We start from the raw sequence: 21,648 nt of genomic DNA, 5'->3' as shown, positions 1-21,648 counted from the left end.
CCTATTGGCTCCTTTTTACTTGTCTGCATCCACATATATGATCTATATGTTCACCCACACCTTGTAGTACAAGTAAACATCTCATTATCTCCGCATAAATTCTTATTATTTAATTGAATTCATATCGACAAAATCCATATCATCAAAGGTTTGGTTTTCTCCAACCATTCCCCAGACAAAACTGTAATTTTGTGTTCCACAACCTGAATGAATCGACCAGCTTGGTGACAGCACTAACTGCTTATCACGAACAATAATGTGGCGAGTTTCTTGCGGTTCTCCCATGAAGTGGAAGACCACTTGTGAAGGCTTAACATTGAAGTAAAGGTAAGCTTCCATTCGGCGCTCATGAGTGTGTGCTGGCATGGTATTCCAAACGCTTCCAGGTTTAAGGTGAGTCACCCCCATACACAATTGGCAGGTAGGTAGAACGTCTGGATGTAAGTATTGAGTGATAATGCGGTCATTGGCATTTTCTTGTGAACCAAGTTCAACTCTCTTGGCATCTTCCCGACGAATAATACGAGATGGATAAGTATGATGCGCAGGTGCACTTAGGCAATAGAATGACGTAGGTTCAGATGAATCACATGATTTAAATTCAATGTTTTCTTCGCCTTTACCAAGATATAAAACGTCGAGATACTCCAATGTGTAAGTTTCGCCTTTACAACGAACTTCGCCTTTTGGGCCCAAGTTCAAAATCCCTAACTCACGGCGCTCTAAAAAGAAATCCGTACCGAAAGCTTTCTTATCCATTACATCGTCAAGCTTTAACACTTGGTCAGTTGGACAGACCCCCATCGCAACGATTCGATCAATGTGGCTATACACAACCTTAACTTGGTTATCTTGAAATAAATCTTCCGTCAGAAACTCTTCTCTTAGTCGAGAGGTGTCATAACTTTTGGCATCCGTTGGGTTACTGTTGTAATTAATAAACATCGATATCTCCTTAATGATGGTTAAAGACTAACAACTATTTATATATGATCAATTGCATTCATATATGATAAACAACAATTGTGAACTCAAGTAATGAATTTATTGAAACACCGTTCTCATCACTTAAGTAGATCATATTCGGAATTTTCAGGAAAGCCCTTAAACACGAGATCACGTTTAAAGTCGGCAGGATATAAAGACTATGCAAACCACGTTTAACAGAAACGGTTTGCACATTAAGGTTTTTGGGATATTGAGATTTAAAGTGGGTACTAGGGATAAAATAATAACGTTAACCAGTACAAGTGGCACCGTTACATATTTCACCTAAAGTGGTGGTTTTCGCATTCTGACCAAAGATTTTACTCTTTTGTGCTAAATATAATTCTGCGGTAGAAATGGCGTCGATCAAGGCATTATGGGCACTATATTCAGGTAACCCATAACGTTTACGAACATCATTAAGTTGTAGCTCTAATGCCGTGGAGTTTTGGTGAAAAGTTAAGTGCTTTTCAACTTTTAGTGTATCGAGCCAAATAATCGGGAAGCTCTCTAAGCCATATTTTTGCAATAAATAATGTTGAATAAATCCTCGTTCTATCACCGCACCATGTGCCATCACGACTTTACCGACCATTTTAGTAAAGAGTCGGTTCATCGCTTCATCTAGCCTGTCACCTTCAATCAACATTTGTGGTGTGATGTGATTAATAATGGCACTTTCTGCTTTAATCGATTGGTTATCATCGACATAGCAATGTGCTGCGGTATCCATATCAATTTGGTTTTGCTTCATTTGAATGTTGCCGATGCTTAACAAACTATCTTTTTCGAAGTTAAGCCCCGTGGTTTCAAAATCCAATACTAAGAACTCGATGTCTTTTAAAAGAGTATCAACCGGTAGCAATGGCGTTGCTAATAATTGCTTTAATTCAGGCGATGCCGACTCAGGAATAGTCATCGCTTGCCTTTGCTTTTCTAACTTAGTAAGAGGGTGAAAATGCGTTTTGATTGCTTTTAACATAACCTATCCTTTGGTAAAGCGTAATTTCGCCCCATCTTGCAATTCATTGATAATCTTAAACGCATCTTTTAAATGTTTTCGTTCAAAGCTACTGAATGTTTCTGGATCAATATGGTTGTCTGGTTTTTTACCCAACTTGAGCGCTTCATTTTGGTGGGTAAAACGCACTTGAGTAATAAAACGGTATGCGCCAATAATATTTTTATAGCTCGGCTCTAACATCACACCTTGTTGATATGCCCATTCAAAACGCTCCTCTGTTCCGGTGAGAGTCCCTTTGGCTGAAAGGCTATAAATACGTGCTAAATCGATAATTAAGTTAAGCGCATATTTCTTAATATTTAGCGTACGGCTGTTATCACCACTTTTTTCCAAAACCAAATTATTAAAGATCCCCAACGGCGGTTGAGTCTCAACAGAGTCTCGAACTAATGAAGGAATAAAACGGTGGCTTTTTTCAATGCAATGATGCAAATGTTGCTGTAATTCAGTGGCTAATTCTGCATTGCCATATATAGATCGCACTTCCAGAAATACACTGATATTGAGCAACTTATTATATTCTGGCGCGCTCACCCACTTGCGGTAATATTCTTTCCAACGAGAAAGTGGTTGGCACCATTTCGGAGTGGCTGCCATGTACTTACCATCACATAAAGGGTAGCCACAGGTATCTAGGCCGTTACAAACGATCATCGCTAAATGAGTAAAATAAGTCATATCGGCGGAAGTGGCAGAGTCATCGATGATCAATGCGCTATCTTGGTCGGAAAGCAAATGCACTTCATTACGCGCGTGTGAGCCTGCCACTATCCATGAATAGTCACACGGTGCAGGGCCTAACTTTTCTTCGGCTAATTGAATAATACGGCGGTTAAAGGCATCCATGATCATCGACATAACGGAGGCGACAATATTAGAAGCCACCTGACTTTCCACTAAGGCTGAAAAAATCGTTTCCCGCTCTTCTTTAAGCATTTTTAGCGCTTCAATAGAGTTCGAATATTTAATTTTCTCAACCAAAAACAACGCTTGGGTTCGATGATTGTGTACTAAGTGTGTGGTCGTGATGAGACCGGTCACTTTCTGCCCTTGCACCACTGGTAAACAGCGAATATTGAATTGCATCATCACTGAAATGGCTTCGATAATCGTGGCATCCGACTGAATAAGCTGCGGATTTTTTGTCATCACTATGGAAATAGGTTCATCAATATCTATCCCTTTCGAGACGACGCGTGTGGTCATATCCCGATCAGTGATCACGCCAACAATATCGTCGCCATCTTTAACAACCGCACACGACGAACGCATTTCACCGCACATATAAGCGGCAACTTGTTTAATGCTGGTATCTTTATCAACAATCGCGATGTCTTCACTGGCAATTTCCGACACCTTTCGATAATAAGGTCCTTTATTATCCGGAGTAACGTGATAAAGCGCAGAATTTAATCGAGCACGAGCACGAGTATCAAAATACTCAGAAAACTGCGGATTATCATTCAACAAGTTTTGTAATGTCGAATGCGGAATTAAATAAAGTAAACTATCGGTTAATGCGGTGGCAGTATAACCATTTTCACTATCTGCTAGAGGCGCTAAAAAAGTAAAACCAAATTGATCTTCTTCACCCAGTCGAGCACGCAAAGAGCCATCTTTCATTCTTTGCTCAATGGCCCCAGTACGAATAACATACAAAAATCGTTCTTCGCAGTCTGAGCTAAAGTGAATTTCCTCTCCTTTCGATAAGTAAATGATTTTCACTTTACTTACGACCGTTTTAACCACCTCTTTTGGTAACTTATCGAAAGGATCAATCCGAACCACAAAATCATAGATATTTGGCAACAACGCGTTACTCATGGACACTCGCCTCTAAAAAAGATTGCCAACACAATATCAAAACATGATTTCAAATATAATAAAAAATATGCAAACTATGCTTTCGTGCACAAAAAAAGCAGCGTAATGCTGCTTTATTTATCAGTCTAATAAATGCGTTAAGACGCTTTGGACATTGGGTATTCGTGATAGCCCAATTGCTCGGAGATATTACGACAAGCATTTTGTAGCATATCCACATATTCCACCAGGCGATTTTCATCAAAACGAATGGTTGGGAAAGAAATGGATAATCCCGCAATAACTTGACCAAAGCGATCATAAACTGGCGCACCAATACAGCGTAAGCCCGGCTCTTGCTCTTCGTTATCTTCTGCATAACCTTGCTCGCGAACCAATTTAAGTTCTTCAAGTAACTGATCCACATTCTCGTGAGTCTTATCGGTATGCTTAATAAACTCCACGTCTTTTAATGCTTCACGAGTAAATGCTTCATCACGCTGTGCCAACAATACTTTACCGATTGCCGTACTGTATAACGGGTTACGTCGACCAATACGCGATTGCATACGCAAGTTATAGCCTGAGTCAATTTTATGGGTATAGATAATATGGTCCACATCCAACGCGCCTAAGTGAAGCGCCTCATTGGTTTTTTGAGAAATTAAGCGCATCTCTTTGTCTGCTAAATCAATAATATCAACGTATTCCAAAGATTTAGCACCAACCTCAAACAGTTTTAAAGTCAGTGAGTATTTATCTGCCTCACCTTCTTGATCCACAAAACCCAACATTTTCATGGTTTGTAAAAAACGGTATGTCGTGCTTTTTGACATCATTAAACGCTGGGATAGCTCAGTGATGCCAATGTTCTTCTGCTCACCTAGAGCTTGCAATATCCCAAATACTTTCAGTACCGATGATACTGCATCCGGTTGCTTTGCTTTTTCCATAGAAATTATACCTTTAAATTCGTCATCAATTATCACAACACTTCTCTATATTATAGGTATGTCATTTTTTTTAAAACACACACTTCAAAAAAATGAAACAAAGCGCACGTAAATTTAATAAACTAGATATACATCACTTTTAATGAAACACCTTTTTGAAAATTATTGAAAACATGTTTCACTATTGCTACTGTGATTGCACATAAACAAAAACACTCTATTTATTCATTGCCAAGTTGGCGAGAAAAGGAAGGAATTATGATTCTTAATGCATTCAATCTAGAAGGTAAAGTAGCAATTGTTACTGGTTGTGATACTGGTCTTGGTCAAGGCATGGCTCTAGGGCTAGCACAAGCGGGCTGTAAAGTCGTTGGCGTAAACTACACAGCACCAGAAGAAACCATCGAGTTAATGAAAGCAGGTGGCCACACCTTCCTTGATGTTCGCGCTAACCTTCTTAAGCAAGAAGATATTCCAACGATTATTGAAAAAGCACTTGCTGAGTTCGGTCAGATTGACATCTTGGTAAACAACGCAGGGATTATTCGCCGTGAAGATGCTATCGAGTTCTCAGAGCAGAACTGGGATGATGTTATGAACATCAACTCTAAAACCGTTTTCTTTATGTCTCAAGCCGTTGCAAAACAATTCATCGCTCAAGGCAATGGCGGCAAGATCATCAACATCGCTTCTATGCTTTCTTTCCAAGGCGGTATTCGTGTTCCTTCTTACACAGCTTCTAAGAGTGCGGTTATGGGTATTACTCGCGCCATGGCCAATGAGTGGGCAAAACACAACATCAATGTGAATGCGATTGCCCCAGGTTACATGGCAACCAACAACACCGCGGCACTACGCGCAGATGAAGATCGTAACTCAGCTATTCTTGAGCGTATTCCTGCTGACCGCTGGGGCAAACCAGAAGATGTAGCTGGCCCTTGTGTATTCTTAGCTTCTGACGCAGCAAGCTACATTAATGGCTACACTGTTGCTGTCGATGGCGGTTGGTTAGCACGTTAATAGAGAGATAATTGCTATGTTTGTACACGGTAAAGACGTTGAACTTGAAGATCTCGGTGATGGTGTTAAACGTAAGATTTTAGCTTACAGCGATAACATTATGACGGTGGAAGTACATTTTGAAGATAATGCGATTGGTTACCTTCATAATCATCCACATGAACAATTAACCTATGTGTTATCAGGTGAATTTGAATTTACTATCGGTGATGAAACCAAAATTGTTAAGGCCGGTGACGCGCTATATAAAGAGCCTAACATTATGCATGGTTGTAAATGTTTAAAAGCGGGCGTATTGCTGGATAACTTTACCCCTATGCGTAAAGACTTCATCGAATAATAATCTATTAGCGCCCCAACTCCCCTATTTCGTTGGGTCGCTAATCTATCAATTTATTAGTTTCCTATTGGAGAATATCAATGAAAATCGCACTAATGATGGAAAACAGCCAAGCAGGCAAAAACGCAACGATTCTTAACGAACTAACCAGCGTTGTTGAGCCACTCGGTCACACTGTTGCTAACGTAGGCATGAGCGATGAAAACGATCATCACCTAACGTATATTCACCTTGGTATCCAAGCAAGTATCTTACTTAACTCAAAAGCCGTTGATTTCGTGATTGCCGGTTGTGGTACAGGCCAAGGTGCGATGATGTCACTAAACCTACACCCAGGTGTAGCTTGTGGTTACTGCCTAGATCCATCCGATGCATTCCTATTCAACCAAATCAACAACGGTAACGCACTGGCTCTAGCATTTGCGAAAGGTTTTGGTTGGGCTGCTGAGCTAAACGCTCGCTACATTTTCGAAAAAGCATTCACTGGCCCTCGTGGTGAAGGTTACCCAGTTGAGCGTAAAGAACCTCAAGTTCGTAACGCTGGCATCCTAGGTGAAGTTAAAGCAGCAGTAAACAAAGAAAACTACCTAGATACACTACGTGCTATTGACTCAGAATTAGTGAAAACCGCTGTAACTGGCGAGCGTTTTCAACAATGTTTCTTTGACAACTGCCAAGATGATGAAATCAAAGCGTTTGTAAAAGAAATTTTAGCTTAATTGCTAAAAACCTAACTGTAACACTTCATATGATGTACCTACTTTTTGCCGATCCCCCGATCGGCTTTTTTTTGTCTATTTTTCGCTAAAAACACACACAAATCACAAAAACCAAAACAACGTTCCATTTTAATTGACCAGCATAAGCCAATTATCAATAATAGAGGCAAGATTTTTATAGGAGATAAGTTATGCAGGTCAATCGTGTTGCCGTTATTGGCGAGTGCATGGTGGAATTACAAAAAGCTGGAGATGAGCTTTATAAGCAAAGTTTTGGCGGTGATACTTTAAATACCGCATTATACCTTTCTCGCTTAACCAACCAAGTGATTACGACGTCTTATGTTACCGGTTTAGGCAAAGACCCTTTTAGCCAAGCTATGTTAGAGGCATGGAATAAAGAAGCCATCGATACTTCTCATGTACATATTTCAGAGAAAAAACTACCAGGCCTATACTCCATTTCTACAACGGAAGATGGCGAACGTAGCTTTCAATATTGGCGTAATGATGCTGCTGCTCGTTATTGGTTATTAGAACAATCAGAAGCAGCAGTTATCGACACGCTCAGCGAATATGACCTTATTTATTTAAGTGGCGTAAGCCTGGCAATTTTGCCAGCAGAAGCACTAGAGAAACTGGTCACGGTTCTAACAACCTGCAAAGCACAAGGTTGTAAAATTGCTTTTGATAATAACTATCGCCCTGCTCTATGGGAAAATCCACAACAAGCCCAGCAAGCCTACCAAGCCATTTTAAAACTGACCGATATTGCATTTTTAACTTACGATGACGAGGAAATGCTCTATGGTGATACTAGTGAAACTCAAGCGATTGCCCGAACTCAAAGTTTTGGGGTGAATGAAATCATTATTAAGCGCGGTGCCGAGCCATGCATGGTCATTACGCCACAAGGCACCATTGAAGTCGCTGCACAAAAAGTTGAGAACATTGTGGATACTACCGCTGCAGGCGACTCGTTTAGTGCAGGTTATCTAGCTAAGCGTCTAACTGGTGGTTCAACAGAAGAATCGGCAAAAATGGGTCATAAACTTGCTGGTACAGTGATTTGCTTCCGCGGAGCAATCATTCCAGCAAACGAAATGCCAACATTAAACTAATTGAAAATTAATCACTAACAAGGATCAAACATGACGACTATCAAACAACGTCTTAGTGAAATTAAAGTCGTACCAGTTATCGCGATCAAAGATGCTAATAAAGCGGCAAAACTGGCACAAGTTCTCGTTGAAAACGGCTTACCTTGCGCGGAAGTGACATTCCGTACTCCAGCTGCCGCACAAGCAATCAAAAACATGCGCGAAGCTTACCCAGATATGCTGATTGGTTCAGGTACTGTCCTTACTACCAAACAAGTCGATGAATCCATTGAAGCGGGCGTCGATTTTGTGGTGAGTCCAGGCTTGAACCCAACAACCGTAAAATACTGCCAGCAGCGCGGCGTGCCAATTGTCCCTGGTGTCAACAACCCAAGCTTAGTGGAACAAGCAATGGAGCTGGGTCTAGACACACTAAAATTCTTCCCAGCGGAACCTTCTGGCGGCGTTAACATGCTAAAAGCACTCACCGCGGTTTATCCTGTCAGCTTTATGCCAACCGGTGGTGTAAGCCCGAAAAACGTCAACGACTACCTAGCCATTCCTGCGGTATTTGCTTGCGGTGGTACGTGGATGATCCCAACCGACTTAATTGATAATGAAGAGTGGGATGAGCTGGCAACTTTAGTTGCGGATGTAGCAAAAGTTATTCAATAAACTTAGCCTATTCAGCATAAAAAACAGGTCACTTCTAAATAGAGGTGGCCTGTTTTTTTAAGTCGCTTAATTTGGTATTACCATGGGAATCGGCTTTACTCCAGAGCGATATAGATGCGTTCCCGCTAGCAATATAAGCCCACCAATAACAATAAATGTGAGCATATCTAGGCCCGACTCAAATGCCAAACCCACCACAATAATTGCAGATCCTAATATTTGAGATAAACGCCCCAAGTATATCCCTTGACGCCGATCAATAGAGGCTTCCTCTTCTTTATTAATGGGTGAGTTAAGGTTGTTAATTAACCCTTCCACTTCTTTCTTCCTTTGTCCTTGTAATGGTGAATAAAATAACGAAGTACACATGAAAAATCCGCCAGTAAACACAATTTGTGCAAACAACATGGCGACTACCGTTAAATCAACTTGCTCTCGATGAGTAAAAGGGGTGTTTCCAAACCAAGGTTGTAGCCAATGAATATCAAAGCCAAACTGCATAAAACATGAAACCAGTAATCCGACGAATAAGGTTGCCCATGCAGACCAATCTGGGGTCTTTATTATCACCATAGAAAGCAAAGAAGGAATCGCTAGAGGCATTTGAAGCAAGGCACCAAACAGCATCATAAGATCAAAAAAGCTATATTCTTTAATCGATGCAAATAACAACGCGGCTAAAACAGACACAACACCATTGGCAAGAGTGGATAGTTTGCCTACTCGCATTTGTTGGATTTCTGTCGCGTTAGGATTAATAACGGATTGATATACATTGCGCACAAAGATACCCGCGTTACGGTTAAGAGCCGTTGTCATTGGTGAAATAGTTGCAGCAATCATGGCGGCCAACACTAGCCCTAAAACACCTTTAGGCATGTAATATTCAATAAAAAACAGGTATGAGGCATTATTCGCATTATTGCCAAGGTTTGGGTAGAAAGCCGCTAGATCCACGTGCATAGTTGCGACAACCCAAGGAGGAATGAACCACATGACCGGCCCGACAATGAAACAGATCCCAGCGATTAAAGCGGCCTTTTTCGCTTCCCTTTCATTTACAGTGACGAGAAAACGATAGCAAGACATTGCATCGTTGGTACTAATGACCTGCTTACTAATGATAAATACAACCCACAATACAAATATTTGCCAATAGCTGACCCCGTCTCCCATTATCGACGTAACAGGTGACTGATTGACTAAAGCTTCTGGGCCTCCGACATAAAAAAGCGCATAAATTCCAACGGTCAAAGTGATCGCCATAAGTAAAATAAGTTGGATCACATTGGTTGCAGAAACCGTCCAAGAGCCGCCACTTATAGCAATAAAAGTCACCAGAATCCCAACACCAATGATGGTAATAAAAAGATCAATGTGAAAGACTGCGGCAACAAAAATCGCTAATCCATTCAACCAAATCGCAGAAGCAATTGTGGTAAGAGGAAATTGTAGCCATGTGTAGATTTGTTCAGATGCTTTACCAAAACGAAGCCGGATGACTTCCATCGCTGTATCTACTCTTAACTTACGATATCGCGCAGCAAAATAGAGTGCAGCGACAAAGAAGCCAAGTGCATTCCCCCAAAATAGAAACAAAACCGCTAAACCATCTTCATAGGCTTTCGCTGCCGCGCCGGTGAACGTCCATGCGGAGAATTGTGTCATAAAGGCCGTTGCTCCGGCCATCCACCACATCATCGCACCACCGCCTCGGATAAAACCTGAAGAAGTTTTAGAAAAACGCTTAAAAAGTAATGCGGCCACAATAATAAAAAGAAAGTAACTTGTAACAATAACGCTATCTAAAACACCCATTTTTAATTATTTCCTAATGCCTTATCAAGTGGCAAAAATGATTATCCGTTCTCACTCAATCACAGCAGCAATATCGATTAACACTGCTTTTGTGTGAGTAGCTCCTTTACTTTATGAATATCCAATTTAAGTGCTTTGCAAAACCCTGCCCAAGTCACACTTTTTAATCAAAACCAAATAATTGAACCGCCGTTTTGATTTTAATCACATTAATATTATTAAATTATACCTAATATATAATCAAAATTAAAACAACGTTTCAGGATGATAACTATTATGAATTATGATTACCTCGTAATAGCTGGTTACTTTGCCTTAATGGTAATAATCAGCTTGCTATTTAAAAAAATGGCTAGCAATAGTACCAGTGACTACTTCCGTGGGGGCGGTAAGATGCTGTGGTGGATGGTTGGTGCAACGGCCTTTATGACACAATTCTCCGCATGGACTTTCACCGGTGCCGCTGGTAAAGCGTTTAGTGATGGCTTTGCAGTTTTAGGTGTTTTCATCGGTAACATTCTTGCTTATGTTGTCGCTTACTTATACTTCGCTAAGCGCTTCCGCCAAATGCGAGTTGATACGCCGACCGAAGCCATTCGTCGTCGCTTCAACCCTACCAACGAACAATTTTTTACTTGGATTATTATTCCATTAAGCATCATTAATGGTGGTGTTTGGCTAAATGGTCTTAGTGTGTTCGCATCTGCGGTATTCAATGCCGACATCATGACAACCATTTGGATCACAGGTTTAGCCGTACTTGCTATTTCTCTGTTGAGTGGTGCATGGGGAGTGGTGGCTTCTGACTTTATTCAAACGCTCGTGATTGCCATCGTATCAATCGCTTGTGCAATTGTTGCATTAGTGGCTGTCGGTGGCCCAGGCGAAATCGTAAGTAACTTTCCATCAGGCTTCTTAGTCGGTCCTGATATGAATTACCCACTATTGATTGTCTGCTCTTTCTTATTCTTTGTGGTTAAGCAGCTTCAAAGTATCAACAACATGCAAGATTCATATCGTTTCCTTAACGCTAAAGACTCTAAAAATGCAAGTAAAGCGGCGTTAATGGCCGGTGTAATGATGCTTGCTGGTGCTATCATTTGGTTTATCCCACCTTGGGCTTCAGCAATTATGTACCCAGATGCAGCAGCGCAATACCCTGCACTGGGCGCAAAAGCTCGTGATGCGGTATATCTAGTATTTGCTAGAGAAGCGATGCCACTTGGTACAGTAGGCCTATTAATGGCTGGTCTTTTTGCTGCCACCATGTCTTCAATGGATTCAGCACTAAACCGCAACTCTGGTATTTTTGTTCGTAGCTTCTACGCAACGATTATCCGTAAAGGTAAGGCGGGTGACCGTGAACAATTACGTGCTGGTCAAATCACCTGTGTAGTCAATGGTTTAATGGTTATTTTCATGGCTCAATTCTTCACATCACTGAAAGAATTAAGCTTGTTTGACCTTATGATGCAAGTATCAACACTATTACAAGGCCCTATCCTCGTACCTTTGTGTTTTGGTATTTTCATTCGCAAAACGCCAAAATGGGCTCCTTGGGCAACGGTTGTATTCGGTGCATTTATTTCATATTTAATTATCAATGTGTTCACCCCTCAAGTCGTCGGTGCATGGTTTGGTCTAGAAAACCTAACAGGTCGTGAAATTTCCGAATTCCGTACAACGATTACCATTGCAGCACACTTAATCTTCACTGCTGGTTTCTTCTGCTTAACAACGCTGCTCTATAAAGAAGACCAATTTAAAGAAACTCAAGATGAATTCTTTAAAGATGTGGAAACTGAATGTATTGCTGGAGAAGGGCAAGATATCGTAGACCGTATGCAACGTAATAAACTAGGTACACTAGTGATGATTATGGCAGCTGGTCTATTAATGATGATTCTGATTCCTAATCCAATGTGGGGTCGTATGCTATTCCTAGGGTGTTCACTTGCAATATTCCTCGTAGGCTTCGCCTTGAAGAAGAGTGCTGGTTTAGAAGATAGCTCAACAGCGACAACCTCAACTTCTCAATAAAACTTCATTGTATACCTTGGCTACTAACAAGATTCTACAAACACTTGTTTAGTAGCCATTGCTCCAATAATCCTAAAAACAAAACAATTGGTATCACTACTATGAATAAAAAAACGATTGCACTAACCCTTTTAAGCTCTGCCATCTCATTCCATGCGTTAGCGGATGATATTCGCTTCATCACTTACGATGGAACGGCCATTAGCCACAATAAAGAAACCATCGATAAACAAAGCCCTGCCCTTCAAACATTACTAAAAGAAGCCAATAAAGCATTAAAATCGTCTATTGACCCTGTTACCAACAAAACATTAATGCCTGCCAGCGGTAATGCTCATGACTACTTTAGTTTTGGCCCATACTGGTGGCCAAATCCAGATACTAAAGATGGATTGCCTTATGTTCGCCGTGATGGTGAATATAATATGGACACCAAAACAGCAGCAACTGATAAACAGCGCATGATTACGTTTGCACACGATGTTAAAGAGCTTGGATTAGCTTACTACTTTACTGATGATGCAAAATATGCAGAAAAAGCGAAACAACAATTAAACGCTTGGTTTATTGACCCTAAAACCCGAATGAATCCAAACATGGATTACGCACAAGCCATTCCTGGTATTGTGGACGGTCGAGGCATTGGTATTATTGATAGCCGCCTACTCATTGGGGTAATGGATAGCGTTGAACTGATCAAACCAACATTAAGTGCAGATGAGTACAAATCGATTGTTAAATGGTTTGCCGATTTTAAAGATTGGTTATTAACCAGTAACAACGGTTTTGAAGAAGATAACTGGCATAACAACCACGGTACTTGGTTTGATGCTCAAGTTGTTGCTTTCTCAATTTTCACCAACGATATAGACACAGCCAAACAGCGCTTACGTATCACACAAATGCGCCGCATTGGCTCTCAGTTTGATATTGAAGGCAAACAACACGCTGAACTAGAAAGAACCCAACCTTGGCACTACTCAAACTTCAACCTAGAAGCTTATAACCTGCTTGGCCACTATGGTGATCTAGTAGGTGTTGATGTTTGGAATTATGAGATCGATAAGCACTCGTTAAAAAATGGCTACCGTTTTATTGCTGAACACGTTACACAACCTGACGCTTGGCCATACAAAGAGTTAAAAGGTTTTGATGCTTCAAAAGCATACACCACGATGCTCAATGCAAACAAAGCTTATGGAGATGAAGTATTTTCTAAAGCTTTAAAATCACTTCAAGAGAATAAAAAAACAGCTGCAAAAGTAGAAACGCTACTCTTTTAATCTCTTCTCCTCAACCAACTTGTTGCGGGCCTAACCGCTCGCAACAATTTATTTTTGGAATCCCCAATGACAAATCCAGGTTACATTTCAGACACTTTTTTACTGGAAAGCCCATTGGCTCAACAGCTCTATCAAAGCTACGCATCACATTTACCTATTATCGATTTCCATACGCATTTAGAAGCCAGGGACATTTACTATGACCGCAGTTATTCATCGATAACAGAGGCTTGGCTCAGTAGCGACCATTACCTCTGGAGAGCGATGAGAAGTGTTGGAATTGATGAATATTTTATTACTGGTGACGCCAGTGAATATGAGAAATTTAGTCAATGGTGTGAAGCCATGCCTTTTTTAATCGGTAGCCCTTTGTATCAATGGTGTCACTTAGAATTAAAACGATTTTTTCAACTTGATCAATTACTTTGCCCTGAAAATTGCCAAACTATTTGGCAGCACTGTAATCAAAAACTAAAAAGTGGTGAATTGTCTGCACGCCAGATCCTAATACAAAATAAAGTGGATGCCCTATGTACAACCGATGATCCATTAAGCGATTTACAATTTCACCGTTTACTGGCTGAAGAACAATTTCCAGTAAAAGTATTACCCACTTTCCGTGCTGATGGTTTAATTAATACACAAAACCCACTGCAATTTAACTTAACGATTAATAAACTGGCCGAAATCACCAAGACTCCAATCAACGACTGGCATAGTTTTCAACACGCATTAAAACAACGCATTGAGTTTTTTCATGCCCATGGTTGTCGTTTATCGGATGTTGGTATCAATCAATTAGATGCTATTGAACAGCCCTCTCATCGCACTGAACATTTATTCGAGTTGATATTAAAAGAGCAAGACTTAACACTTACTCAGCAACAGCAGCTTAGTGCTGATATTTTTCATTACTTGGCTGAGCAGTACCACCAGCGTAATTGGGCGATGCAAGTTCACCTTGGCGTCATGCCGAACGTCAATAAACGACGCCTAACTACGGTTGGAGTTGGTACCGGCTTTAGCATCATGCACGACAGTCAAGTAACAAGAGCCTTAGCCGAACGCTTGAGCCGCTTAGATAACACCAATCAATTACCAAAAACCGTTCTATATAATTTAAACCCGAAAGATACTTGGCCACTAGCCAGTTTAATTGGTGCTTTTCAAGATTCCGATTCAGCCGCAGGAAAAATACAACTGGGTGCCGCTTGGTGGTTTAACGACCATAAGCACGGCATGATCCAACAAATGACCGCCTTAGCGAATTTAGGCAGTTTAGGTCGATTTATCGGTATGCTCACGGACTCAAGAAGTGCTTTGTCGTTATCTCGCCATGAGTATTTTCGACGCGTGTTGTGTGATTTATTAGCAAAATGGGCAATCTCAGGCGAGATCCCAAATCATCAACCCCTGTTAAAACAAACCATTGACAATATTTGCTATCACAACGCTAAACAATATTTTGATTTTTAATTTTTGGCCATTGTTAAATACATTAAAAGCCTAAAGGTAAGTAGTATGCTGCAATTTAATTCAGAACAAATTCAAAACATCCGTCAACGCGCCACTCAACCATTCATCAATAATTTCATTGATGAGAATACCGTTGTTTTACACTCTGAAACCTTAGTGCCACCTGACAGCCGAGCAACGTGGAATTTATATTACTTTTGTCCAGAGCATGGCGTCAGACTGATTTGGGATCGTAATAAACCCACAGAACATTGCTGCCCTGTCGATCATAAAGTTTTTACCGGAGAACCTTATGATGGCGCGTGGTGGCGTGGTTTAAATGGCCTTAATTCAAAAGCATGTAACCAACTGGGTTTACTGTGGCAAATTACTGGAGATAAAAAGTATCTCACCAAGGTCACTGACATCTTACTTCAATACGCCAAATATTATCCAGATTATCAAGAGCATGGCGGCATTCCTTACAATGGACAGGGAAAAGCAAACGCCCAAACACTTTGCGAAGCAAACTGCAATTTAGACTTTGCTCTTGGCTATGATTTTATTCGAGATGAATTAACTGCTGAACAACGTCATACTATTGAAACTCGCCTACTGCGCGAAGGTGCAGAATTTCTTATGCAGCATAGAACGCCGCAATTACATAATCATGAAATGAAAATTAACGCGACTGTTGGTGTGATTGGTTTAATTTTAAATGATCATCAATATATCGATTTCGCATTAAATACAGAATACGGTATTAAATATCAATTAGAGTATGGTGTTCGCGGAGAAGGTTTATGGTTTGAGGGTTCTATTCATTATCATTATTACGCCTTACAAGCTTTAATGGCCTTTCAAAAACTGGCACGTGATACTCCTTATAGTATGGCCTCACACCCTAAGTTTCGGACTATGTTGGCATTCCCATTGAAGCTCATCATGAATAATGGTGATTTCCCTAAATTGAATGATTGCATTGCAGGCCAGGAGAAGCTTAATCATAGCCACCTATTTGAATATGCTTATAGTGAATTTGGCGATAAAATTTTTGCTTCAGCCTTACAGCAAATTTATCAAAATGTCCCTCGTGATAATATTGACGCCTTACTTTATGGTGTCGAGACGCTTCCTCATAGCCCTGAATTATCTTGTCAATCTATTCACGCTCCTGAAGTTGGCATTACCTTATTACAAGACCAAAACTCTAATAATATGATGTTATTAAAGCACTCTCCTTATGGCGGTGAGCATGATCATTATGACCGTTTAGGGTTAATTTTAATAAAGAATGGCCAAGAGATTTTGCCAGACTTGGGCACTACGGGTTATGGAGCAGAGTTACACTATGGTTATTATAAAAATAGCGCAACGCATAATACACTCGTCGTTAATCAAGCCAATCAAACTCCGGCTAATCCAGAACTGATTAGCTTTATCCAAAAGCCTGATTTTAGCTTTATAGATACTCAAGTCGACTGGAGTAAACAACCTGCGACCGTTGATAGCCATACGTTAGTACAATGGGATCAGCAAGCCTACCAAGACGTTACTTTTAGACGCAGTATTTTATGGCTCGGTTCTGCTGCTATTGAAATTAATCAGGTTCACAACCCTCATAATCAACAGCTCGACCTCACCTGGCACACCCGAGGGATATTACGAACAGATTCAAACTTTGTTGAGATCAACAATCCTTTAACTGGGCCACTAGAAAGAATGTCGAACTGCATGCAACTTGATGCCACTAACGATATCAACACGTTTTATTATAATACTCAGCAACCTTCTGAATATTACCAACAAATCTACACTCTTGGTGGCGATAGCATCCTAATTGGTCAAGCTCCTGATAACCCTGCGACAAGCGACTTAAGTTATTTGTTATTGCGTAGCCAACAAACTCAGCTTCGTAATATCACGCTTCATAACCTTGATGGGCAATATCAACTTGAACACATTCATTGGAAAGAGACCGTATTACAATTCACGGTACGTAGCTTAGATAACACAAGAAGCTTTGAAATTGATTTCACTAAAAACACTATCACAGCTGCATAACATTTAAATAAATTCGCATAGCACCCTTGTATATGCCTAGGAGAATATTATGGCTAAAGGTCAAATTATCAATCTACAATTCGAAACCTTTGTAGATAGCGACACCAACAATAAAGTCACCCGTTTAACACCAACTAACGTCATTTGTCACCGTAACTACTTTTATCAAAAATGCTTCACCACTGATGGCAGTAAACTGCTTTTCGCAGGCGATTTTGATGTCGTTAACGGTGAAGCAAATCGCAACTACTACCTACTTGATTTGAAAACTCAAAAAGCGACCCAGCTTACTGAGGGTAAAGGCGATAACACTTTTGGTGGTTTTATCTCAACGGATGATAAATCCTTCTTCTACGTGAAAAACGAGCTTAACTTAATGAAAGTTGACCTTGAAACTCTAGAAGAAAAAGTCATTTACACCGTAGATGAAGAATGGAAAGGCTACGGCACTTGGGTAGCCAATTCTGACTGTACTAAATTAGTTGGTATTGAAATCAAAAAAAGCTGCTGGAAGCCCCTTACCTCTTGGGAAAAATTTGCTGAGTTCTACCACACTAATCCAACGTGTCGCTTAATCAAAGTCGATATTGAAACAGGTAAGCTAGATGTAGTTCACCAAGACGACGCATGGCTTGGCCACCCTATCTATCGTCCATTTGATGACAATACCATTGGTTTTTGCCATGAAGGGCCACACGATCTGGTTGATGCTCGTATGTGGCTGGTTAATGAAGATGGTTCTAACGTTCGTAAGATCAAAGAGCATGCTGAAGGCGAATCTTGCACCCATGAATTCTGGATCCCAGATGGTAGCGCCATGGCTTATGTGTCTTATTTCAAAGGCCAGACGGAACGTGTTATCTACAAAGCCAATCCTGAAACACTGGAAAACGAAGAAGTCATGGTAATGCCTCAATGTTCTCATTTAATGAGTAACCATGATGGCTCTTTAATGGTCGGTGATGGTAGTGATGCGCCTGTTGATGTAGCGGATAGCGAAGGTTATGACATTGAAAATGACCCATTCCTATATATTTTAAACACTCAGAAGAAGCGCTATGCACGTCTTGCTAAACACAGCACTTCTTGGGAAGTATTAGATGGTGATCGTCAAATTACTCACCCTCACCCATCGTTCACTCCTGGTGACTCTGGGGTACTATTTACCAGTGATTTTGAAGGTGTTCCTGCCGTTTATATTGCCGAAATACCTGAAGAATTACAGGCCCAATAAGATCTGACAACATTTCATTAACAATCATAAAATCCTAACCAATACCCCGTTGGTTGGGATTTTTTTAAGCCTATAACCCTCCCCAAAAAGCAACGTGAATTACTTCACATTACTCAGCAAAATCATTCCGACAAAGTTATCAAGATCACAAATCAAACCATCATTTCTTTTAAAAAGGAACAACGTTTCATTATTATAAGTTGGAAATGAAAAATATTACAAAAAGGAATATAACCATGAAAAAACTGCTATTAGTACCAATGGTTGCAATCGCGTTAACTTCACTAGGCGCTTCTGCTGCTAGCATCAACTTACGACATGAATTTATCCCTGAAGAAGGCGATATGGCCTCTCGACACCGTGATCGCATGACTTTAGCGCACACTTTTGAAAACGGTATTGGGATCAGTGGTGAAATGAAATGGGGTTATGCTGGTGATGATGTCAATTTTGGCGAAATCAAAAGCGTCGGCCATGAAGCAAAAATCAGCTACAACTATAAAGCGACGGATTCATTAACCTTTCAACCAGCTTATGCCTTAGATTCAAGTTCTAGCGCCGTAACCCACAAACTGGACTTTAAAGGCACACAAAAGCTAACTGATGATTGGAATATCGCACTACGCTATCGCTATGGGTATAAAAATGTATCAGCACCAAGTACAGACAACAGCCACTACAATCAGCTGAACTTAACTAGTGGTTACAACATTGGTGATTTTGGATTGGGCATCGATTTCGAATATAAATTCGAGCAGTCTGATAGCTCAGGTTACGATGGTGATAATAACTACCTTAACCTTGTTAACCTAACCGCTGAATATAAAGGTTTTGAAAGTGGTTGGAGACCATTCATCGAATTCGGCATGGTGTCACAGAACACGGATACCTTAAAAGATGGTAAAGACGAATATGTTCCTCGCTACCGTGCAGGCTTAAAATATAACTTCTAACAATTCTCCCCTAAAAGAGTTTCCTATTAATGGAAACTCTTTTTGCTATAAGGATATAACAATGAAACAGAAAACCCTCACTGGGTTAATTGCTTTAACCTTAAGCCCTTTTGCTTCTGCTGATCTGCCTGATGTCAATGCCTTAGAGTGGAATGCGATTACTTTTGGCCAGTCTACTGACTTAAATTTTGGTTCCACTATTTTGCCTGAAAAGGTCGGAACTAACCAAGTGACCGTGGATGGTAAAAAAGTCAGCTCAGGTAAGCTTGAGAAACACTTCAACATTGAAAGCCGAGGTGGCAAGCTAGCAAACTCGCACGAAGGCGTAACCTATTACTACACCGCACTACCAACCGATGTAAACTTTACACTGTCAGCGACCGTCACCCTTGATCAACTCGGCCCTGAGACCGATGCCACGCCAAACCGCCAAGAAGGTGCGGGGATAATGGTTCGTGACATCATCGGTAAGCCACGTATGAACCCTCAGCCACAAGGTATGGAAGAGTTCCCAGCCGCCTCTAACATGGTCATGAACGTATTCCGCGCCAATAAAAAAGGTGAAGCTAACGGATTAACCAATATCAACGGTAACTACCGTGAAGGGATATATCACCCTTGGGGAACTGGCGGCAATAAAATGTCCCGCGATGAATATCTCAAAGGCGTAAAATTTGGTGAATCGCTAGCGTATAAAATGTCGGTTACACGTACCGATAATACTTTCGAAGTGAGCTTTAATGATGGCAAGACAACCAAAACCGTTCCGCTTGAAGGCGCACCGGCTAACCTAGTTGAAATCCAAGATCCAGACACTCAATATGTTGGTTTCTTTGCTTCACGTAACGCAAAAATCTCAGTGTCAGATGTCGATTTAAAACTCTCAGAAGCCAATACCAAAGACGCCCCAAAATACCACGCAGCACCTAACAAGCTTGTATTTGAAAATGCGTCATCAGCTCATACCGCGACCGATGACTACTATGTGCAAGCTCGTGCTAACTACGCCGGTACGTTCTCCGTCACTCAAGATGGTGAAGAGTTAGTCTCAGGTCAACAAGTTAAAGCGGGTGAGTTATTTCGCTACCAAGCTGATCTTGACAAAGCATCCAGTAATTTTGAAATCACCTTTACTGCAACGGAAGGTCCGGATCTTAATCCACAAGTTCATAAGCTATCGGTAACCAAATCGGTTATTGATAACCCAGAAAAAATCTACGTGAGCCCTGCGGCAACGGCAGCGGGTGATGGTAGCGAAAGCAAACCCACTAGCCTAGAAACCGCACTTCAACTATTAGCGCCAGGTGGCACTATCTACCTTGAAGATGGCGACTACCCTGCTACAACGATTTCAGCAGACATGAGCGGTGTAGAAGGCAAAGAAAAATCACTGATAGCACTTGGTGATAACGTTCGTTTCACGGGTGAAGTGATTCATTCCGCCCATTACTGGCACTACAAAAACATCGAAATCACTGGCGGCCAATTTATCGTTTATGGTAGCCATAACACCTTTGAGCACATGCTGACTCATGGCGCACCAGATACAGGCTTCCAAATCACCTCACCAGAAGGTGTGGGCCGCGCATTATGGGCAAGTTACAACACAGTAATGGACAGTGAAAGCTACAACAACATGGATAAATCACGCATCAATGCAGATGGCTTTGCCGCCAAAATGCGCGTTGGGGATGGCAATACCTTTATCCGTTGTATCTCTCACCACAACGCCGATGATGGTTGGGATCTATTTAACAAAGTGGAAGATGGCCCGAACGGCGTCGTGACGATTATTGATTCTATTGCCTTTAAAAATGGCCAAACACTTGATCATCCAAACGCAGGTGGCACCATTGGTAATGGTTTCAAACTCGGGGGCGAAGGCCTACCTGTGAATCATGTAATCAAAAACAGCTTAGCGTTTGCTAACAATATGGATGGCTTTACCGATAACTTTAATCCAGGTTCTCTCACAGTAGAAAACAACGTTTCTATCGATAATAAACGCTTTAACTACCTATTCCGTTTAAGCCCATATTCCGATGAAATCAAACAAGGCAACTTTACTCACAATACTTCGCTACGTTTCTACCAAACCAGCAAGTACGATGATTCTGTAAGCTTTGAAAAATCCGTTGCCAATGCTTTCTATACCCGTGATCATTGAAGATGCTTGATTT

17 protein-coding genes are annotated in these 21,648 nt (G+C 41.0%); 12 read left to right on the top strand and 5 right to left on the bottom strand.

The genetic code is table 11. The features are described from left to right. Nucleotides 1-105: 105 nt before the first annotated feature. The 4 genes from kduI to kdgR all read right to left on the bottom strand — a co-directional run bounded on the left by kduI (nucleotide 106) and on the right by kdgR (nucleotide 4,767). Entirely contained in the window at nucleotides 106-945 is an 840-nt protein-coding gene (gene kduI, locus VRUMOI_RS14505) for a 5-dehydro-4-deoxy-D-glucuronate isomerase (protein ID WP_089139603.1), read from the bottom strand. 292 nt (nucleotides 946-1,237) lie between these two features. Beyond that, nucleotides 1,238-1,969, bottom strand: a complete 732-nt coding sequence (locus VRUMOI_RS14500; protein WP_089139604.1) for an exonuclease domain-containing protein — start codon at nucleotides 1,967-1,969, stop codon at nucleotides 1,238-1,240. Nucleotides 1,970-1,972: 3 nt separating this feature from the next. After that, nucleotides 1,973-3,835: a DUF294 nucleotidyltransferase-like domain-containing protein gene (locus VRUMOI_RS14495; RefSeq protein WP_089139605.1), complete on the bottom strand. Its 1,863-nt coding sequence runs from the start codon at nucleotides 3,833-3,835 to the stop codon at nucleotides 1,973-1,975. A 137-nt stretch (nucleotides 3,836-3,972) separates the two neighbouring features. After that, entirely contained in the window at nucleotides 3,973-4,767 is a 795-nt protein-coding gene (gene kdgR, locus VRUMOI_RS14490; RefSeq protein ID WP_089139606.1) for a DNA-binding transcriptional regulator KdgR, read from the bottom strand. A 258-nt stretch (nucleotides 4,768-5,025) separates the two neighbouring features. On the opposite strand from kdgR, the gene kduD reads away from it, so the two are divergent. The 5 genes from kduD to VRUMOI_RS14465 all read left to right on the top strand — a co-directional run bounded on the left by kduD (nucleotide 5,026) and on the right by VRUMOI_RS14465 (nucleotide 8,621). Next, complete coding sequence (gene kduD, locus VRUMOI_RS14485) at nucleotides 5,026-5,787, top strand: 2-dehydro-3-deoxy-D-gluconate 5-dehydrogenase KduD (protein ID WP_089139607.1); 762 nt, start codon at nucleotides 5,026-5,028, stop codon at nucleotides 5,785-5,787. Nucleotides 5,788-5,803: 16 nt separating this feature from the next. Further along, the gene (locus VRUMOI_RS14480) at nucleotides 5,804-6,127 is read left to right on the top strand and encodes a cupin domain-containing protein (RefSeq protein WP_089139608.1); all 324 of its coding nucleotides are present in this window, start codon (nucleotides 5,804-5,806) and stop codon (nucleotides 6,125-6,127) included. An 80-nt stretch (nucleotides 6,128-6,207) separates the two neighbouring features. Next, nucleotides 6,208-6,846: an RpiB/LacA/LacB family sugar-phosphate isomerase gene (locus VRUMOI_RS14475; RefSeq protein ID WP_089139609.1), complete on the top strand. Its 639-nt coding sequence runs from the start codon at nucleotides 6,208-6,210 to the stop codon at nucleotides 6,844-6,846. Nucleotides 6,847-7,037: 191 nt separating this feature from the next. Next, nucleotides 7,038-7,967: a 2-dehydro-3-deoxygluconokinase gene (kdgK, locus tag VRUMOI_RS14470; RefSeq protein WP_089139610.1), complete on the top strand. Its 930-nt coding sequence runs from the start codon at nucleotides 7,038-7,040 to the stop codon at nucleotides 7,965-7,967. A gap of 30 nt (nucleotides 7,968-7,997) precedes the next feature. Beyond that, complete coding sequence (locus tag VRUMOI_RS14465) at nucleotides 7,998-8,621, top strand: bifunctional 4-hydroxy-2-oxoglutarate aldolase/2-dehydro-3-deoxy-phosphogluconate aldolase (protein ID WP_089139611.1); 624 nt, start codon at nucleotides 7,998-8,000, stop codon at nucleotides 8,619-8,621. Between the two features lie 66 nt (nucleotides 8,622-8,687). On the opposite strand, the gene VRUMOI_RS14460 is transcribed toward VRUMOI_RS14465, so the two are convergent. Continuing rightward, on the bottom strand, nucleotides 8,688-10,439 hold the full coding sequence (locus VRUMOI_RS14460) for a sodium:solute symporter family transporter (protein WP_089139612.1): 1,752 nt from the start codon (nucleotides 10,437-10,439) through the stop codon (nucleotides 8,688-8,690). A 276-nt stretch (nucleotides 10,440-10,715) separates the two neighbouring features. Here VRUMOI_RS14460 and VRUMOI_RS14455 point away from each other — a divergent pair, with 276 nt between their 5' ends. From VRUMOI_RS14455 to VRUMOI_RS14425, 7 genes are all read left to right on the top strand, one after another. Next, nucleotides 10,716-12,479, top strand: coding sequence for a sodium:solute symporter family protein (locus tag VRUMOI_RS14455; protein ID WP_089139613.1), 1,764 nt, complete (start codon nucleotides 10,716-10,718; stop codon nucleotides 12,477-12,479). A gap of 101 nt (nucleotides 12,480-12,580) precedes the next feature. After that, nucleotides 12,581-13,762, top strand: a complete 1,182-nt coding sequence (locus tag VRUMOI_RS14450) for an alginate lyase family protein (RefSeq protein WP_089139614.1) — start codon at nucleotides 12,581-12,583, stop codon at nucleotides 13,760-13,762. Nucleotides 13,763-13,828: 66 nt separating this feature from the next. Further along, the gene (gene uxaC / locus VRUMOI_RS14445) at nucleotides 13,829-15,238 is read left to right on the top strand and encodes a glucuronate isomerase (protein WP_089139615.1); all 1,410 of its coding nucleotides are present in this window, start codon (nucleotides 13,829-13,831) and stop codon (nucleotides 15,236-15,238) included. 45 nt (nucleotides 15,239-15,283) lie between these two features. After that, entirely contained in the window at nucleotides 15,284-17,281 is a 1,998-nt protein-coding gene (locus tag VRUMOI_RS14440) for a heparinase II/III domain-containing protein (protein ID WP_089139616.1), read from the top strand. 49 nt (nucleotides 17,282-17,330) lie between these two features. Continuing rightward, a complete protein-coding gene (locus VRUMOI_RS14435) occupies nucleotides 17,331-18,515 on the top strand; it encodes an oligogalacturonate lyase family protein (RefSeq protein ID WP_089139617.1) in 1,185 nt (394 codons plus the stop codon). Between the two features lie 236 nt (nucleotides 18,516-18,751). Next, nucleotides 18,752-19,468 (top strand): oligogalacturonate-specific porin KdgM family protein, encoded by a 717-nt coding sequence (locus tag VRUMOI_RS14430; RefSeq protein WP_089139618.1) that lies wholly within the window; start codon nucleotides 18,752-18,754, stop codon nucleotides 19,466-19,468. 61 nt (nucleotides 19,469-19,529) lie between these two features. Further along, on the top strand, nucleotides 19,530-21,635 hold the full coding sequence (locus VRUMOI_RS14425; protein ID WP_089139619.1) for a right-handed parallel beta-helix repeat-containing protein: 2,106 nt from the start codon (nucleotides 19,530-19,532) through the stop codon (nucleotides 21,633-21,635). Nucleotides 21,636-21,648: the final 13 nt, after the last annotated feature.

Source organism: Vibrio rumoiensis, from assembly GCF_002218045.2.
Taxonomy (GTDB): domain Bacteria; phylum Pseudomonadota; class Gammaproteobacteria; order Enterobacterales; family Vibrionaceae; genus Vibrio; species Vibrio rumoiensis.
This window is presented reverse-complemented; position numbering and strand designations above follow the sequence as displayed.

Excerpts from the sequence above, each read along its gene's own strand:
- kduI (WP_089139603.1), bottom strand. The coding sequence starts at position 945 with ATGTTTATTAATTACAACAGTAACCCAACGGATGCCAAAAGTTATGAC.
- VRUMOI_RS14500 (WP_089139604.1), bottom strand. The coding sequence starts at position 1,969 with ATGTTAAAAGCAATCAAAACGCATTTTCACCCTCTTACTAAGTTAGAA.
- VRUMOI_RS14495 (WP_089139605.1), bottom strand. The coding sequence starts at position 3,835 with ATGAGTAACGCGTTGTTGCCAAATATCTATGATTTTGTGGTTCGGATT.
- kdgR (WP_089139606.1), bottom strand. The coding sequence starts at position 4,767 with ATGGAAAAAGCAAAGCAACCGGATGCAGTATCATCGGTACTGAAAGTA.
- kduD (WP_089139607.1), top strand. The coding sequence starts at position 5,026 with ATGATTCTTAATGCATTCAATCTAGAAGGTAAAGTAGCAATTGTTACT.
- VRUMOI_RS14480 (WP_089139608.1), top strand. The coding sequence starts at position 5,804 with ATGTTTGTACACGGTAAAGACGTTGAACTTGAAGATCTCGGTGATGGT.
- VRUMOI_RS14475 (WP_089139609.1), top strand. The coding sequence starts at position 6,208 with ATGAAAATCGCACTAATGATGGAAAACAGCCAAGCAGGCAAAAACGCA.
- kdgK (WP_089139610.1), top strand. The coding sequence starts at position 7,038 with ATGCAGGTCAATCGTGTTGCCGTTATTGGCGAGTGCATGGTGGAATTA.
- VRUMOI_RS14465 (WP_089139611.1), top strand. The coding sequence starts at position 7,998 with ATGACGACTATCAAACAACGTCTTAGTGAAATTAAAGTCGTACCAGTT.
- VRUMOI_RS14460 (WP_089139612.1), bottom strand. The coding sequence starts at position 10,439 with ATGGGTGTTTTAGATAGCGTTATTGTTACAAGTTACTTTCTTTTTATT.
- VRUMOI_RS14455 (WP_089139613.1), top strand. The coding sequence starts at position 10,716 with ATGAATTATGATTACCTCGTAATAGCTGGTTACTTTGCCTTAATGGTA.
- VRUMOI_RS14450 (WP_089139614.1), top strand. The coding sequence starts at position 12,581 with ATGAATAAAAAAACGATTGCACTAACCCTTTTAAGCTCTGCCATCTCA.
- uxaC (WP_089139615.1), top strand. The coding sequence starts at position 13,829 with ATGACAAATCCAGGTTACATTTCAGACACTTTTTTACTGGAAAGCCCA.
- VRUMOI_RS14440 (WP_089139616.1), top strand. The coding sequence starts at position 15,284 with ATGCTGCAATTTAATTCAGAACAAATTCAAAACATCCGTCAACGCGCC.
- VRUMOI_RS14435 (WP_089139617.1), top strand. The coding sequence starts at position 17,331 with ATGGCTAAAGGTCAAATTATCAATCTACAATTCGAAACCTTTGTAGAT.
- VRUMOI_RS14430 (WP_089139618.1), top strand. The coding sequence starts at position 18,752 with ATGAAAAAACTGCTATTAGTACCAATGGTTGCAATCGCGTTAACTTCA.
- VRUMOI_RS14425 (WP_089139619.1), top strand. The coding sequence starts at position 19,530 with ATGAAACAGAAAACCCTCACTGGGTTAATTGCTTTAACCTTAAGCCCT.